The organism is Roseomonas sp. SRI_022 (assembly GCF_057586215.1).
In genome coordinates, this window is record NZ_JBYCZL010000003.1 from 252560 (window position 1) to 266341 (window position 13782).

Here is a 13782-nt window from a genome sequence, read left to right on the forward strand (position 1 = left end):
GTTCTCCGGTCTCAGGCGGGCGGCAGGGCCAGCAGGTCCTCATGGCCGATCGTCACGCGCAGGCGGCCGGCCAGCAGCTGTGCGCGGCGCGCCTCGGCCCAGCCGAGGATCGCCTTCGACTGCCGCCGTTCCCAGGGCAGCGCGGCCTTGGCGTGGCCGGTGACGATCTCGGCGGCCAGCATGCCGTCACGCCGGTCGATGTGCCAATCCGAAGCCGCGCGCAGCACGGTGTAGCCCTGCGCCGTGAAGGCCTCGGCCAGCACCGCGACCGCGTCGGGACCCAGTGCCACGCCCCCGAACCCCTTGTCGCGCCGCTGGTCGCGGCGGAAGCCGCGTGCGATCAGCGCGTCGCCGCGCCGCGGCGGGTCGAAGCGGTCGCGTCCGGTGACGTTCAGCGCGGCATAGAAGGGCAGGGACCGCGCCGCGCACGCCGCGGCGATACGGCCGACCCAGTCGCGCGAGACGAGGTCGCACAACGCCGAGCACACCACGGCATCGACGCGATCCAGCGGCAGCCCATCCGGCGCATCGGCGAGGTCCGCGAGCAGCCCCTCGATCCGCCACGCGCCGCCCGGCGTGTGGACCAGCAGCGTCTTCTTTCCGGGGAAGGTGGCGGACAGCCCCAGCATCTCGGCCGTGTCGGCCATGGTGTCGAATGCGCGCGACATCAGTTCCGCGTCGGCATCGACCATGGTCCAGGCCTGCGCCCGGTCGATGATCGGCCCGAGCCAACGGATGAGGCTGCCGGTGCCCGAACCAAGGTCGAGCAGCCGCGGCCGTGCGGGCAGGATCTCCGCAAGATGGGCACCAAGGTCCTGGTCGCGCGCCCAGGCATCCTGCTCCTCGCGCAGGTCGAGCCAGTCGCCGTCGAAGCCCTCCGCCATCAGGCGTAGGCCTTCTCGATCTCGGCGCGGAAGGCGGCCGCACGGTCGGGCCAGCGCGGCAGGGCCTGGCCGCCGGCCCAGGCCGCCTCGGCCATCTCGGCCCGCAGGTCGGCGTCGAAGATCGCCCGGCGCATGCCCTTGGACAGCGACATCACGTCATCGACCGGGGAGACGATGGCCGAACCCTTCACCACCACTTCGGCGATCGCCCCGCCGGCGGTGATCGCGAGCGGCAGGCCGCGCGCCATCGCCTCGGCCGCGGCCATGCCATAGCCCTCCCACTTCGTCGCGAGGGCGAAGAGGTCGGCGCGGTGATAGAGCGCCTCCAGCGCCTCGCCCGTCACCTCGCCGGCGAAGGTGACGCGGCCGGCGATGCCGAGTTCCTCGGCCAGCGCGCGCAGCCCATGGGCATGGGCGGGATCGCGCCGGTCGTCGCCGACGATGGTCAGGCTCCATTCAAGGTCGGTCAGCCGTGCGAGCGCCCGCATCAGCACGTCATGCCCCTTGCGCGGCACCAGCGTGCCGACCGACAGGATCGCGCAGCCTGGGCCGCCGGACCCGGCGGCGCGCGGCGCTTCCTCGGTGCCTGGCTCGACCACGCCGATGCGCAGCGGGTCGGCGCCGAATTCCTCCGGCAGGCGCCGCGCGGTGAGGGGGGAGGTACAGATGATCCGTGCCATGGCGCCGAACAGCGCGCGTTCCTTCGCCTTGAGCACGGTCCGCGACGCCTCGGGAAAGCCGTGTTCGAGCGCCGTCGGATGGTGGATCAACGCCACCGCGCGACGTTCCGCGAGGTCCTGCGCCAGCGGCAGGAAGGCGGGCAGGCCGAGCCCGTCGATCACGATGCGCGCATTGGCAGGCAGGCCGCGCAGCGCGCCGCGGGCGCCTTCGGTCGCGGCATCGTCCGGGGCAGGGTGGCTGCCGGGCAATTCCACGACCTCGACCGTCTCGCCAAGCGCGCGCAGCCCTTCGACCATGCGGCGGTCATAGATGTAGCCGCCCGAGATCGCGTCGAAGGGGCCGGGGACGAGCAGATGCAACGTCACGAAGCGGGCGCCCCTTCATAGGCCGCCCAGGCGACGTGGCTCTCGCGCAGCAGCACCTTGATGCCCGTCACCGCGCGCCCGCCCTCGCCAAGGCGCCCTTCGGCCAGCGCGGCGGACAGCAGCTTGTGGATATGCGCGCAGAGGAACTCGGTCGTCGTGTTCTGCCCTGCGAATTGCGGTTCGGCATCGAGGTTGCGGTAGTCGAAGCCGTCGAGGATGCGGCGCAGCTCGACCTTCGCCGCGGCGATGTCGACCAGCAGGTTCAGGCGGTCGAGTTTGGGCGCGCGGAATTCCGCTTCCACCACCATGGTGGCGCCGTGCAGGCGCTGGGCCGGGCCGAATTCCTCCCCACGGAAGGAATGGGCGATCATGACGTGGTCGACGACGGTCAGGCTGAACATGCCGCCTTTGTAGCGGCCGGGCCGCCGCGCGTCATCCGGCGCTACTGCCTAACGAAGCAGCAGCCAGGCCACGCCCATCCCGATCACCACGGCTGTCAGGGAGATGCCGAGCACCCAGCGCATCACGCCGAGCGTGATGCCCTGCCGGACCTTGGTGGTGATGTTACGGGCATCGGGCGGCAGGGAGCGATCGGCTCCCCAGGGCAGCGGTCGTTCCATATCGGTCATGGCGCATCCTTTCGGATCCCATCCGGGCGCGCGACGCATCGCCGCCCGGCCATCACCCAGGAACGCCCCGCCGAAGGCATCGTTGCCTGTGGCCCGTCAGCAGCGGGTCAGCCATATGTGACGAACGGGCAGAGCGGCGGCATCTCGCCCGGTGGCGGGTTGAGCAGGCGGGGCATCGCCTCGGCCAGATCCGCGAAGCGCGTCGTCGGGCCGGGCAGGGCATCGAAACGGTCATCGGCGAGCAGCGACAGGGCCAGTGCCATGCGTTCCCCATGCGTTCGCCGCCCGCGCATCGCCGGCGCGACGGCGCCGACCTGGGTCGAGACAATCGACAGCCGTTTGGCGTGGAAGGCCTCGCCCAGCGGCAGCGTCGCCTCCCGCGTGCCGAACCAGGAGGCTTCGACGATCCGCGCCTCGAAGGCGCAGAGATCGAGCGCCCGGCGCAGCCCGGCCGGGTCGGCGCTGGCATGGATGATGAGGTCGCGCTCGCCCGGCGCGTCCTCGGGCGCGGCGAAGCGGGCGCCGAGGGCTTCGGCCACCGCGCGCCGCCGCGCGTCGATGTCGCAGACCACGACCTCGATCCCCGGCATGCGCGCCAGCAATGCCGCAACCAGCAGCCCGACGACGCCGGCGCCGATCACGAGCGTGCGTTCGCCGACCAACGGCCGCGCATCCCACAGGATGTTCACCGCCGTTTCCATGTTGGCGGCGAGCACGGCACGGGCATCCGGTACCGCATCGGGCACCGGGACACACATCGCGGCCGGGGCGAGGAAACGGTCCTGATGCGGATGCAGCACGAAGACCCGGCGGCCGAGCAGGGCGTCCGGTCCGTCCTCGACGACGCCGACCGCGCTGTAGCCGTACTTCACCGGGAACGGGAAATCGCCGGCCTGCAATGGGCAGCGCATCGCGTGCTGCAGGCTTTCCGGCACGCGGCCCATCAGCACCAGCCGCTCGGTGCCGCGCGAGATGCCGCTCGCGACGCCGCGGATCAGCGCCTGGTCGGGGCCGCGCGGCGGCAGCGTCTCCGTGCGGATTTCGCAGCGGCCGGCGGCGACCGTCCAAAGCGCGCGCGCCATCATGCCGGGCATCCCGGCTGCGCGCGGTCGATGGGGATGTCGAGCAGGATGTCCGGCGGGATCGGATACACCTGCCAGGTGAAGCGCAGCCCATCGGCGATGCGCGGCACTTCCGGCAGGGTGAAGGCGGGGATGCCGGAGCCCAACAGCACCGGCGCAACAGTCACATGCAGCCGGTCGAGACAGCCCGCGGCGAGGAAGCGCGAGACCGTCAGCCCGCCGCCCTCGACGAAGATGCGCGTCACGCCGCGCGCCGCGAGCAGCCGCAACAGCGCCTCGGGCGCGATGCCGCCCGATGGGGCGCGTGGGACGCGCAGCACCTCGGCGGTGCCGTGCCGGTCCTCACCCGGCGCGTCCTCGGCGCAGGCCAGCAGCGTCGGCGGGCCTTCGCGGAAGATGCGATAGTCAGCGGACAGGCGGCGATCCGTGTCGATCACCACGCGCAGCGGATCGGGGCCGCGCACCTCTCGCGTCGTCAGGCGCGGATCGTCATGGCGGACCGTGCCGGCGCCGATCACCACCGCATGACACAGCGCGCGCAGCCGATGCGTGTGCAGGATGTCGCCCGGCCCACCAATCCACTGGCTCGAACCGGAGGCGGTGGCGATGCGCCCGTCCAGCGTCTGCGCCAGCCGCCCGACCACCCGGCAGCCATCCGGCGCGGTGGCTTCGGCGAGGATCGGCGCGAACAGGGGCGCCAACCCGCCCGCCGGCGCCTTGCCATCGCGCGCGGCGAGCATCGCATCCCAGTCCGGATCGGCAGCGTCAGGTTTCATCGGCGCCGTCATGCACGAAGCGGGGTGGTGGGGGCTAGATGTCGTTGCCATGGAGGTTGTCCCTCCGGGCCTGGAAGAACGTCTTGCCTCCGCGGGTGAAACCGGCGCTTTCGTAGAAGCGCAGCGTCGCCTCCTCGCGCGAGCCAGTCGCCAGCATGACCTTGTAGCAGTCGGCGGCCCAGGCCGCATCCAGCGCGGCCTTCAGCACCGCCTGGCCGAAGCCGTGCCGCCGATGCGCGGCATGCGTCACCACATTCTCGATCAGGCCATACGGCCGCGCGCCGCGGGTGAGGTTCGGCACGATGACGAGGGTGCAACTGGCCACCGGCCGCCCCGTCGCCTCGGCGACGAAGACACTCGTCAGCCCCGACGCGAGAAGGGCGCGCCAGGCGGCTTCGGCCGCAGCGGCGGACGGACGTGGATCATCCGCGTTGAGATGGCGGTAGAGATCCAACATCCCATCGAGATCCCCCGGCTCCGCCAGGCGGATGCGGGCATCGGCCATCGTCAGGGTACGCCGAGGGTGATGGGAAACACCTCGACCACCAGCTCGGCCAACAGCCCGGCGATGATCGGCATCGGCAGTGCCGAGACCATGCGCATGACGACGAAGCGCCAGCCGAGCAGCGGATACTCCCAGGAGATGATCCGGTGCACCGCGAAGATCGACCAGCCGGTGATCAGCGCGGCCATCTGCGGCACCCCCGCCCCGGCCTTGGAGAAGGCCAGCACGAGCGGGAAGGTGACGAAGGGTCCGCCGGGCATGAACCCGCCGGCGACCGAGGCGATCACCACCCCCATGAACCCTGAATCCGGGCCGATCCAGGCGACCGCGGCATCGGCCGGCATCAGTTCCGCCAGGAAGGCGGCCATGGGCAGCGCCACGGCGAACATGGGCAGGATCTTGATGAGGCTCTGGCTGGTCTCGACCCCCACCCGCCGCACCGTGCCCGGCCCGCGCCGCAGGCAGAAGCCCAGTGCGATCAGCGCCAGGACCCACAGGAAGGCTTGTCCCAGCGTCACTTCGGCGGCTCCCAGGCGATCGGCAGGCGGCGCGCGATCCAGCCCGCGAAAATCGGCATGGGCAGGGTGATGAGCGTGCGCATGATCGCGAATTCGGGGCCGAGCAGCGGCACCTCATAGACCAGCAGCTTCTGGAAGCCGTTCAGCGACCAGCCGAGGATATAGGCGACCAGCGCCCCGCGATCCGCCCCCGCGCCCGCCAGCACCAGCACCAGCGGAAAGGCCGCCATCGGTCCGCCGGGTGTCAGCGTGCCGGCGAGCGTCGCCACACACAGGCCGAACCAGCCGCTGTCGGCCCCCATCCAGCGCGCCAACGCGCCTGGCGCCATCAACTGCCGCAGCGCTGCCGCCAGCAGCAGGCCCGCGAGCAACGACGGCGCAATGAACAGGAACAATTCCCAGGCGTGATACAGCGCGCGGCCGACCGCGGGCCCGCCGTCGCGCCGCCACAGCGCGGCCGCGGCTACGGCCCCGACGGTGGCGGTCACCAGCAGGCTGGCATGTCGTCGCAGGAGGTTGATCACGCGCGCAAACTGCGCCGGGCGGCACGGGTGAGCAAGCCGCGGGCTGGACGTCACCGCGCGGGGCGCCCATGCAAGGACGGATGATCGCGCCCGCCCCTCATTTGCCGCCCGCGCTGGCCGAACGCCTCGCGGTCGTGGCGCGTTGCGCGGTCATGGCGCCGGACGCCCCGGGGCTCGGCCCGCTGTTCCGGGCGATGCAGCCGCTGCCGCCCCCGGGCGGCGTTCCGCGCCCCGGTGCCGTGCCGATCGCGGCACCGCTGGCCCGGCTCGGCCTGCTGAACCGGCCGGAGGATGCGGCCCGGCAATTGCTCGATCTGCCCTCCGAGGTGCTCGACCGGATCCGTGGTGGGGAGGGCATCGTCGCCTTCGATGGTGCCAGCGAGGGGCGCGGCTTCGCACCTGTCCACGCCGAGGCGCTCCATGCGGCGCTGGAGACCGCGCGTATCGCGCCCGGGCGTGCCGCCTGGCTGCAGCAGAACCGCCGGCAACGACCGGCCTATGAGGCCTTCTGCGCGGCGCGCGACCTTGAGCCGCTGCAGGTCGTCACCGCCGATTCCTACGGCTTCGGGCTGTGGGACCGGCTGGTGGGGCGCCGGCCGCGCGGCTGGCGCTGGGGTTTCGCCCTGTCCGCCGATGGCGTGCGGCGGCATCGCTGGATCTGCCTCAACTACATGCTGCGACCGCATCGCGCGCTGATCGCACTGTGGCTGATGGATCGGGCGGAACCGGGCTACCTGTCGCTTTCCACCCAGCGCGAGGCGATCGACGCGGCATGGCGGAAGCACTTCCTCGACGCCACGGCGCGCCTCGCGCCCGAAGCGCCGGAGGCGGCGGCCGCGCGGGTGGCGGGACTGATCGACAGCGGCCTGCATCTCGGCGGCGACACGGATGCCTTCGCGCACCCACAGGAACGCATCTTCAGCCTGCCCGAAGCCGAGGTTGCCGCTTCGGAACTCTTCGTCGTCACCGAGACGGAGATGGCCGGGCCGGGCCTTGCCCGCTGGACCGAGAAGACGCTGAAGGCGCTGGCGAGCGGGCTACCCTTCATCGTCTTTGGCAATCAAGGGACCATCGCGGGGTTGGAGGCGCTCGGCTTCGACCTGCTACGGGACTTCGTGGATCACGATTACGACGCACAGGCCAGGCCCGTCGCACGCTTCGCCGCGGCGCGTCAGGCGGTGGCGCGATTCCTCGAACGGCCGCCGGGGTTTTCGGCGGCGGAGATGCGGCGGTTGCGTGAGGCGTCGGCGCACAACAAGGCCATCTTCGCGACGGAGATGCTGCGGGTGTCGATGCTTGGGCCGCTGGATGCCCTGCTGGAAATGATGGCGGCGTAGCGAAGGGTAGCCACCCCCACCAAAGGCCAGGGGGCCTTTGGAATGCCGAGACCTGGCGCTAGGCGCGGGCGGACAGCGCCAGCGCGGGGGGGCGCGCCTCTGCTGCGCGTTTGCCGGCAGGGGCATAGCCCCGCGCCGTCATGCGCGGCAACGCAGCGCCGGCGATCGTCTCGATCACGCGGGATTGCAGCGCGACGGCACGTTCGAGCAGGCGCCGGTTCTCCTGACCGAGTTCCTCAAGTCGTCGTGTCAGCAGCGAAGCCGCCTGGCGCACCGGACCGTCGGGCGCGGTGCCGTGCTTCGCCTGTGCGGCGAAGGCAGCAGCGAAGGCATCCGATGCGGCGATCTTGCTGCTCGCGAGCGTCGCCGCGCGCGGCAGGTCGAGCTTCGCCAGCGCCTCGTTCTCCGCGCGAAGTGCGTCCGCCAGGCGTTGGCCGGCGATGATCAGGCTGTCCATCATGGTCCGCTGTCTCCCGTGTTGGGGTTGGTCTGGTCGCCACGGATGCGCTGCAACTCCCGCAACACGGCATCCGCGAGGCCGATGCCATGGCCCGACCGCACGGCGGCGGCGGCATAGGCATCGACGAGCATGGGGCGCCACTGCGCCTCGGCCGCGCCGCCGCCGAAGCGGAACCGGGCCGTGTCGACGGTGGCGAAGATCGGCTGCATCAGCATGCCCAGCGCCTGCGCCTCGAAGTCCCGGGCGGCCTGGCGTTGCGCGGCGTCGCTGGTGGCGTTGCCCGGCGCACGCAGGGCGCGCGACTGGACCGGAGTGGTCGCGGGGGTATCCATCAGCGGACCTCCAACTCGGCCTGCAAGGCGCCGGCCGCCTTGATCGCCTGCAGGATGGTGATGAGGTCGCGCGGCCCGACGCCGAGGCTGTTCAGCCCGCGCACGAGTTCCTGCAGCGTGACGGATTGCGGCAGTACGCCCATGCGGCGGTTCGCCTGGTCGTCCACCTCGATGGAGGTGCGCGGGGTGACGACGGTCTCGCCCTGCGCCAGCGCATTGGGTTGGCTGACCTGCGGTGTCTCGGTGACGCGGATCGTCAGGTTGCCCTGCGCGATGGCGACGGTGGACACGCGCACATTCGCCCCCATGACGATGGTGCCGGATGCCTCGTCGATGACTACGCGCGCGACCTGGTCCGGTTCGACGCGCAGTTGCTCGATGCGGCTGAGGAAATCGACCGGGCTGCGGCCGCCCAGCGCCACGGTGACGGTGCGTGAATCGGTCGCCGCCGCGACATCGCCGCGCAGTGCGCCGTTGATCGCCGCGGCGATGCGCCGCGCGGTGGTCAGGTCCGGATTGCGCAGCGACAGCCGCACGCGGTCGCGCGCGGCCAGTTGGAAGGGAACCTCGCGCTCCACGATGGCGCCATTGGCGATCCGCCCGGCGGTCGGCACGCCGCGCGTGACGGAGGCACCAGCCCCGCGCGCGCTGATCGCGCCGGTCGCGATGGACCCCTGCGCGACGGCATAAACCTCCCCATCCGCACCCAGCAGCGGCGTGACGAGCAGCGTGCCGCCGGTAAGGTTCGTGGCGTCGCCCAGGGCCGAGACCGAGATGTCGATCCGGCTGCCCGGCCGGGCGAAGGGCGGCAGGTTGGCCGTGACCATCACCGCCGCGACGTTGCGTGTATCGAGCTGCCGTTCATTGTCGCGCGTGTTGACGCCGAGCCGTTCCAGCATCCCCACCAGCGATTGCCGGGTGAACACGGCGGACCGCAACCGGTCGCCCGTGCCGTTCAGCCCGACGACCAGGCCGTAGCCGACCAGCTGGTTGTCGCGCACGCCTTCCACATCCGCGATGTCCTTGATGCGCACCTGGGCCGCGGCCGGCGCCACCAGGCCGAGTGCGAGCAGCAGCCCGGCCAGCAGCGTCTTCGTTCTCGCGTAAGCATTGCGGCCCAAGATGCGTCTCCCGCGCGCTTGCCCGGTTCGGACCCCGCGGGCCTTCCGCGGGGCTGGGGAGGCAAGCGCAAGGCCCATGCCAGCTGTGGGGGCGGCGAAGGCCGGCAGGCTTTGCCGGGACCAGGCCGGAGGTGCCGGTGATGCGGAAGGGAAGGGCCATGGTCGGCGTTCGTGGCGTGTCGGGCGGGGTGGCGGCGGGGAAGGGGCGGGCGCTGCGCGGGTCCGCCGGCGGCTTCAGCCTGGGTGGCGCCCCCGCTGGCGGGGCGGCGGCCGCGCAGGGAGCCGCGCCGGCGCAGGCGATCGGCCTGCTTGCCTTGCAGGAATCGGCCCCGGCGGCCGAGCGCGACGCCCGCGCCCGCAAGCGCGGGGAGGCATTGTTGCGGTCCCTGTCCGACCTCCAGCTCGGGCTGCTCGACGGGTCGGCGGACCCCGCGCGACTCCGTGCGCTGGCGGTGCTGCTGCCGGGGGATGAAGCCGCGGATCCGGCCCTGGCCGCCGCTCTCACGGCCATCCGGCTGCGGGCCCGGGTGGAACTTGCGCGCCACGGTCTGGACCCCGCTTCGTCACCGGACTGAAAAGCGCGCTGTTTCAGGGATTTGTCGCTTTCTCCCCCCTTGGCTTTGCCCGGGGCACGCGTCTATGTTCCGCCCGCATTGAGGGGGGGTGCCCGCTCCGGCAGGAGCGGATCGCACTCTCGGCCCGGGGGAATGGATTGATATGCTCGTGACGCTGCCGCCGGACTACCGACCCTCGGACGACGAGGAGTTCATGAACCCGCTTCAGCTGGAATACTTCCGGCAGAAGCTGCTCAAGTGGCGACAGGACCTGCTGAGGGAGGCAGGCGAGACACTCTCCTCCCTCTCCGAAGGCGGGATCGCGGAACCCGACCTCACGGACCGCGCCAGCGTCGAGACCGACCGCGCCCTCGAACTCCGCACCCGTGACCGGGCCCGCAAGCTGATCAGCAAGATCGACCAGGCGATCGACCGGATCGAGACCGGCACCTACGGCTATTGCGAGGAAAGCGGCGAGCCGATCGGCCTGCGGCGCCTCGAGGCCCGCCCGATCGCGACGATGAGCATCGAGGCGCAGGAGCGCCACGAGCGCATGGAACGCGTTCACCGCGACGATTGATGCACGGGCCGCCTTTTGCGGCTTTTTTTTGTGCGTGCCCTCACACGGCGGGCGGCGGCCATCCGGCCGCCTTGCCTCCGCGCCATAGACTGGCGCGCCGGGGGCGGCTGACGGTCTGGGCGCGGTCGCGCTTTGCGCTCCTGGCCCGATGCAGGGCATCGGGCCGATTGCCGGCGGTTCAGGTGCCGAAACGCGGCGGCGGGTCGTCCAGGCCGGGTGGCGGCTGGGCGAGCGGGTCGCGCTCGATCAGCCCGGCATCATCCTCCGCGACTCGGCCCACGCGCGTTCCGACAGGCCAGACCGCCAGGGCCTGCCGCGGATAGGGCTTCAGCAGCGCGTGCAGCGTCGCGTCATCCGCCGGCGCGTCGCCCAACCAGGCGTCCCATGCCTCGGGCGGCAGGATCACCGGCATGCGGTCGTGCAGTACCGCGAGTTCCGGCACCGCCTGCGTCGTCAGGATGGTGAAGGTCCGCAGGATGCTTCCGTCCGGCGCCCGCCAGCCTTCCCACAGCGCGGCCAACGGCATCGGCGCGCCATCGGCCATCGCGACCGCGAAGGGCTGCTTTGCACCCTTCGGCCCGTGCTGCTCCCATTCGTAGAAGCCGTCGGCCAGGGCGATGCCGCGGCGCTTGTGGAAGGCCTCGCGGAAGGCGGGCTTCTCGGCGACCGATTCGCTGCGGGCGTTGATCATCCGCGCCCCACCCGAGGCATCCTTCGCCCAGCGCGGTACCAGCCCCCAGCGCAGTGCATCGAGATGGCGCGCCCCGGTCTCGGGGTGCCGGCGCAGGACCAGCCCATCCTGCGTGGGTGCCCGGTTGAAGGACGGCGGCAGGTTCGGAAGCCCTGTTGAGACACCGAAATGCCGCGCGACCTCGCCCGACGCTCGCTGCTGGAAATATCGCCCGCACATGCGCCCTGTTTGCCCGGACCGACACTGCGGCGGCAACCACGAAGCATCAGAACGGCAGGATCACGTCGAGCAATTCCTGCCCGGTCCGCGGCCGCTGCACGTCGCTGATCGTGCCGCGCCCGCCATAGGCGATCCGCGCCTCGGCCAGCCGGTCATGCCGCACCGTGTTGTCCGACGCGATGTCCTGCGGGCGGATCACGCCCCCCACCGTCAGGTCGCGCAACTCGCTGTTCACCCGCACCTGCTGGCGGCCCGTCACCACCAGGTTCCCGTTCGGCAGGACCTGGGAGACGGTGGTGGCGACGCGCAGCGTCACGCTCTCGTTGCGGCGGATCGCGCCGGCCCCGTTCACGCCGCTGGTCGAACTTGCCTCCACCAGGCGGGACGGGTCGATCCCGGTTGGGAACAGCCGGGCGTAGGAGGATTGCAGTCCAAGAATCTGCGGGATGCCCATTCCCTCGCTGTTGTCGCGCGACCGCACGGTGCGGTTCTGCAATTCCGCCTCGTCGGCGATGGCGACCAGCACGGTGACGATGTCGCCGACGGTCGCCGCGCGCTGGTCGCGCAGGAAGGTGCGGCTACCGGGTCGCCACAGCGAATTGTTGGCGAGCGGCGGGTCCTGCGGGTTCGGCATCGGCATCGACACTGGGCGCCAGCGCGGGTCGGCGGTGGGGTTGGTGACCCCCGCCATCTCCGGCTCGTCGCCGAGGCGGGACAGCCGCTCGGCACCGGAGCAGGCCATCAGCGTCATCGGCATCAGCAGCAGCAGGAAGCGGCGCATCTCAGTACCTCCGCGCGACCTGCATCGGCACGGCGCCGGCCAGCACGCGCACCCGCCCGGGGGCAATGACCTCGGCTTCCACAACGGAGCGAGAGGCGAGGTTCATCACCGGCACGAGTTCCCCCCGCGCGGCGGCTTCCATCGCCCGCCCCTGCGCGGTCAGCGCAAAGCCTGGTCCCTCCAGCACCATCAGCACGGTCTGGTTCTTCGCCACGATGGTCGGCGCGACCAAATCCACCAGCAGATAAGGCAGGTTAGCCGCGATCGGCCGACGCAACTGCCGCCCCGCGACTTCCTGCGCGCGCTGGGCGGTCCCCGGCCGCACGCGTTCGGCGCGCTGGCGCGTCTCACGCAGGTCGCCTGGTCCGATGATGTCGCCAACCGCAAGCCGGCGCGTCGCCACCACCACCGGCACGGTCGGCAGGGCGCGCCCGGTCAACCTTCCGCGCCAGCCCGCCATCCCATCGGCCGTGACCACCAGCGTCGCGGCGAAGCGGCGCGTCGGGGCGTCGTAATGCGCGGCTTCCAGCATCACCTGCGGCAGGACGCCGAGCGGCACGGAAGGCGGCGCGAAGCCGGGCAGTTCCAGTTCCGCCTCCGGATCCACGCCGAGGCGCACGAGATCCTCGCGCAGCAGCACCTCGATCTCTTCGCGCGGCAGGGGGCGGCCGGGGCGTTCGACGATGCTGCGTTCCTCGCCCGACAGTGGCCGCCAGGCGAGCCCATGCCGGCGTGCGATGGCGGAGAGCTGTGCCGCATCGAGCATCATCCGCCGCCCCGGCGCCGGCGCCGCACCCACCACGGCCTGTCCGGCATCGCCGGCATTCTCGAACAACTCGCCAAGGCGCAGCACGCCATCCTCGGTCAGCACCAGTGGGCGCGGGGCGGGCGGGATACCCTGCGCGCGCGCCGGCAGCGCCGCTGCCAGCGCCAGCAGGGCCAGGGACCGCCGGCGCATCAGCGCAGCCTCGTCAGGGTGGACAGCATCTCGTCCGAGGCGGTGATGACGCGCGAGTTCATCTCATAGGCGCGCTGCGCGGTGATCAGGGAGGTGATCTCCTGCACCACATTGACGTTCGACGTCTCGATGAAGCCCTGCATGGTCTGGCCGTAGCCGACCGCGCCGGGCGAGCCCTGCTGCGCTTCCCCCGACGACGGCGTTGCGAGCAGCAGGTTGTCGCCCACCGCCTCCAGCCCGCCCTCATTGGCGAAGATCGCCAACTGGATCTGCCCGACATTCTGCGGATTGGTCTGGCCGTCGATCTTGGCCAGCACCTCGCCATTGGCGTTGATGGTCACGTCGCGCGCATTGGCCGGGATGGTGATGCCCGGCTGCACGACGAAGCCTTCCGCCGTGACGATGGTGCCCTCCGCCGAAAGTCCGAAGGTGCCGTCGCGGGTATAGGCGGTCTCGCCCGAGGGCATCTGGATTTGGAAGAAGCCGTTGCCGCGCACGGCGAGGTCGAAGCGGTTCTCGGTCTGCTGCAGGTTGCCCTGCTCGCTGATCCGGTAGACCGCGGCGGTGCGCACGCCGAGGCCGATCTGCGCGCCGGAGGGTAGCGTCGTGCCGGTATCGGCGCTCTGCGATCCGGTGCGGCGCAGGTTCTGGTAGATCAAATCCTGGAACTCCGCCCGCCGCCGCTTGAAGCCGGTGGTCGAGATATTGGCGATGTTGTTCGAGATGACCTCGACGTTGTTCTGTTGGGCCTGCATGCCCGTGGCGGCGATGGTCAGCGATCGCAT

Annotated in this window: 19 protein-coding genes; 3 read left to right on the plus strand and 16 right to left on the minus strand. The window is 71.4% G+C overall.

Translation table 11 applies throughout. The features are described 5' to 3' along the window. Positions 1 to 11 precede the first annotated feature (11 nt). From AC2YHJ_RS04485 to AC2YHJ_RS04525, 9 genes are all read right to left on the minus strand, one after another. The gene (locus AC2YHJ_RS04485) at positions 12 to 884 is read right to left on the minus strand and encodes a class I SAM-dependent methyltransferase (RefSeq protein ID WP_487394246.1); all 873 of its coding nucleotides are present in this window, start codon (positions 882 to 884) and stop codon (positions 12 to 14) included. Further along, entirely contained in the window at positions 884 to 1930 is a 1047-nt protein-coding gene (locus tag AC2YHJ_RS04490; RefSeq protein WP_487394248.1) for a glycosyltransferase family 4 protein, read from the minus strand. The genes AC2YHJ_RS04485 and AC2YHJ_RS04490 overlap by 1 nt, the downstream gene beginning before the upstream one ends. Then, positions 1927 to 2331 (minus strand): 6-pyruvoyl trahydropterin synthase family protein, encoded by a 405-nt coding sequence (locus AC2YHJ_RS04495; protein WP_487394250.1) that lies wholly within the window; start codon positions 2329 to 2331, stop codon positions 1927 to 1929. The genes AC2YHJ_RS04490 and AC2YHJ_RS04495 overlap by 4 nt, the downstream gene beginning before the upstream one ends. Before the next feature lie 48 nt (positions 2332 to 2379). Further along, positions 2380 to 2559: a hypothetical protein gene (locus tag AC2YHJ_RS04500; protein WP_487394251.1), complete on the minus strand. Its 180-nt coding sequence runs from the start codon at positions 2557 to 2559 to the stop codon at positions 2380 to 2382. A gap of 107 nt (positions 2560 to 2666) precedes the next feature. Then, complete coding sequence (locus tag AC2YHJ_RS04505) at positions 2667 to 3644, minus strand: zinc-dependent alcohol dehydrogenase (RefSeq protein WP_487394252.1); 978 nt, start codon at positions 3642 to 3644, stop codon at positions 2667 to 2669. Next, positions 3641 to 4417, minus strand: a complete 777-nt coding sequence (locus AC2YHJ_RS04510) for a RibD family protein (RefSeq protein WP_487394254.1) — start codon at positions 4415 to 4417, stop codon at positions 3641 to 3643. Before AC2YHJ_RS04510 ends, AC2YHJ_RS04505 begins: the two co-directional genes overlap by 4 nt. 34 nt (positions 4418 to 4451) lie before the next feature. Beyond that, the gene (locus AC2YHJ_RS04515; RefSeq protein WP_487394255.1) at positions 4452 to 4922 is read right to left on the minus strand and encodes a GNAT family N-acetyltransferase; all 471 of its coding nucleotides are present in this window, start codon (positions 4920 to 4922) and stop codon (positions 4452 to 4454) included. A gap of 2 nt (positions 4923 to 4924) precedes the next feature. After that, positions 4925 to 5440, minus strand: coding sequence for a permease (locus AC2YHJ_RS04520; protein WP_487394256.1), 516 nt, complete (start codon positions 5438 to 5440; stop codon positions 4925 to 4927). Next, positions 5437 to 5964, minus strand: a complete 528-nt coding sequence (locus AC2YHJ_RS04525; protein ID WP_487394257.1) for a hypothetical protein — start codon at positions 5962 to 5964, stop codon at positions 5437 to 5439. The genes AC2YHJ_RS04520 and AC2YHJ_RS04525 overlap by 4 nt, the downstream gene beginning before the upstream one ends. An 80-nt stretch (positions 5965 to 6044) precedes the next feature. On the opposite strand from AC2YHJ_RS04525, the gene AC2YHJ_RS04530 reads away from it, so the two are divergent. Then, on the plus strand, positions 6045 to 7301 hold the full coding sequence (locus AC2YHJ_RS04530; RefSeq protein ID WP_487394258.1) for a hypothetical protein: 1257 nt from the start codon (positions 6045 to 6047) through the stop codon (positions 7299 to 7301). Between the two features lie 58 nt (positions 7302 to 7359). On the opposite strand, the gene AC2YHJ_RS04535 is transcribed toward AC2YHJ_RS04530, so the two are convergent. Genes AC2YHJ_RS04535 through AC2YHJ_RS04545 form a run of 3 tightly spaced genes read right to left on the minus strand, consistent with a single transcriptional unit; the run spans position 7360 to position 9214 of the window. Beyond that, complete coding sequence (locus tag AC2YHJ_RS04535) at positions 7360 to 7761, minus strand: hypothetical protein (RefSeq protein ID WP_487394259.1); 402 nt, start codon at positions 7759 to 7761, stop codon at positions 7360 to 7362. After that, a complete protein-coding gene (locus AC2YHJ_RS04540; protein WP_487394260.1) occupies positions 7758 to 8093 on the minus strand; it encodes a rod-binding protein in 336 nt (111 codons plus the stop codon). The genes AC2YHJ_RS04535 and AC2YHJ_RS04540 overlap by 4 nt, the downstream gene beginning before the upstream one ends. Then, entirely contained in the window at positions 8093 to 9214 is a 1122-nt protein-coding gene (locus AC2YHJ_RS04545; protein WP_487394262.1) for a flagellar basal body P-ring protein FlgI, read from the minus strand. Before AC2YHJ_RS04545 ends, AC2YHJ_RS04540 begins: the two co-directional genes overlap by 1 nt. Before the next feature lie 158 nt (positions 9215 to 9372). Between AC2YHJ_RS04545 and AC2YHJ_RS04550 the strand changes: the two genes are divergently transcribed. Next, on the plus strand, positions 9373 to 9789 hold the full coding sequence (locus AC2YHJ_RS04550) for a flagellar assembly protein FliX (RefSeq protein WP_487394263.1): 417 nt from the start codon (positions 9373 to 9375) through the stop codon (positions 9787 to 9789). Between the two features lie 142 nt (positions 9790 to 9931). Further along, positions 9932 to 10348, plus strand: coding sequence for an RNA polymerase-binding protein DksA (dksA, locus tag AC2YHJ_RS04555; RefSeq protein WP_487394265.1), 417 nt, complete (start codon positions 9932 to 9934; stop codon positions 10346 to 10348). 178 nt (positions 10349 to 10526) lie between these two features. Here dksA and AC2YHJ_RS04560 read toward each other — a convergent pair whose 3' ends face one another. From AC2YHJ_RS04560 to flgG, 4 genes are read right to left on the minus strand one after another with little or no spacing between them, the layout of a single operon-like run. After that, positions 10527 to 11258 (minus strand): SOS response-associated peptidase, encoded by a 732-nt coding sequence (locus AC2YHJ_RS04560; protein ID WP_487394267.1) that lies wholly within the window; start codon positions 11256 to 11258, stop codon positions 10527 to 10529. Between the two features lie 46 nt (positions 11259 to 11304). Further along, entirely contained in the window at positions 11305 to 12039 is a 735-nt protein-coding gene (gene flgH / locus AC2YHJ_RS04565) for a flagellar basal body L-ring protein FlgH (protein ID WP_487394268.1), read from the minus strand. A gap of 1 nt (position 12040) precedes the next feature. Next, complete coding sequence (gene flgA / locus AC2YHJ_RS04570) at positions 12041 to 12997, minus strand: flagellar basal body P-ring formation chaperone FlgA (RefSeq protein ID WP_487394269.1); 957 nt, start codon at positions 12995 to 12997, stop codon at positions 12041 to 12043. After that, positions 12997 to 13782: a flagellar basal-body rod protein FlgG gene (gene flgG / locus AC2YHJ_RS04575; protein ID WP_487394270.1), complete on the minus strand. Its 786-nt coding sequence runs from the start codon at positions 13780 to 13782 to the stop codon at positions 12997 to 12999. The genes flgA and flgG overlap by 1 nt, the downstream gene beginning before the upstream one ends.

Bases quoted from the DNA above. Each gene is read 5' to 3' on its own strand.
- AC2YHJ_RS04560 (WP_487394267.1), bottom strand. From the start codon at position 11,258: ATGTGCGGGCGATATTTCCAGCAGCGAGCGTCGGGCGAGGTCGCGCGG.
- flgH (WP_487394268.1), bottom strand. From the start codon at position 12,039: ATGCGCCGCTTCCTGCTGCTGCTGATGCCGATGACGCTGATGGCCTGC.
- AC2YHJ_RS04540 (WP_487394260.1), bottom strand. From the start codon at position 8,093: ATGGATACCCCCGCGACCACTCCGGTCCAGTCGCGCGCCCTGCGTGCG.
- AC2YHJ_RS04510 (WP_487394254.1), bottom strand. From the start codon at position 4,417: ATGAAACCTGACGCTGCCGATCCGGACTGGGATGCGATGCTCGCCGCG.
- AC2YHJ_RS04535 (WP_487394259.1), bottom strand. From the start codon at position 7,761: ATGATGGACAGCCTGATCATCGCCGGCCAACGCCTGGCGGACGCACTT.
- dksA (WP_487394265.1), top strand. From the start codon at position 9,932: ATGCTCGTGACGCTGCCGCCGGACTACCGACCCTCGGACGACGAGGAG.
- AC2YHJ_RS04505 (WP_487394252.1), bottom strand. From the start codon at position 3,644: ATGATGGCGCGCGCGCTTTGGACGGTCGCCGCCGGCCGCTGCGAAATC.
- flgG (WP_487394270.1), bottom strand. From the start codon at position 13,782: ATGCGATCGCTGACCATCGCCGCCACGGGCATGCAGGCCCAACAGAAC.
- AC2YHJ_RS04485 (WP_487394246.1), bottom strand. From the start codon at position 884: ATGGCGGAGGGCTTCGACGGCGACTGGCTCGACCTGCGCGAGGAGCAG.
- AC2YHJ_RS04515 (WP_487394255.1), bottom strand. From the start codon at position 4,922: ATGGCCGATGCCCGCATCCGCCTGGCGGAGCCGGGGGATCTCGATGGG.
- AC2YHJ_RS04550 (WP_487394263.1), top strand. From the start codon at position 9,373: ATGGTCGGCGTTCGTGGCGTGTCGGGCGGGGTGGCGGCGGGGAAGGGG.
- flgA (WP_487394269.1), bottom strand. From the start codon at position 12,997: ATGCGCCGGCGGTCCCTGGCCCTGCTGGCGCTGGCAGCGGCGCTGCCG.
- AC2YHJ_RS04495 (WP_487394250.1), bottom strand. From the start codon at position 2,331: ATGTTCAGCCTGACCGTCGTCGACCACGTCATGATCGCCCATTCCTTC.
- AC2YHJ_RS04500 (WP_487394251.1), bottom strand. From the start codon at position 2,559: ATGACCGATATGGAACGACCGCTGCCCTGGGGAGCCGATCGCTCCCTG.
- AC2YHJ_RS04530 (WP_487394258.1), top strand. From the start codon at position 6,045: ATGATCGCGCCCGCCCCTCATTTGCCGCCCGCGCTGGCCGAACGCCTC.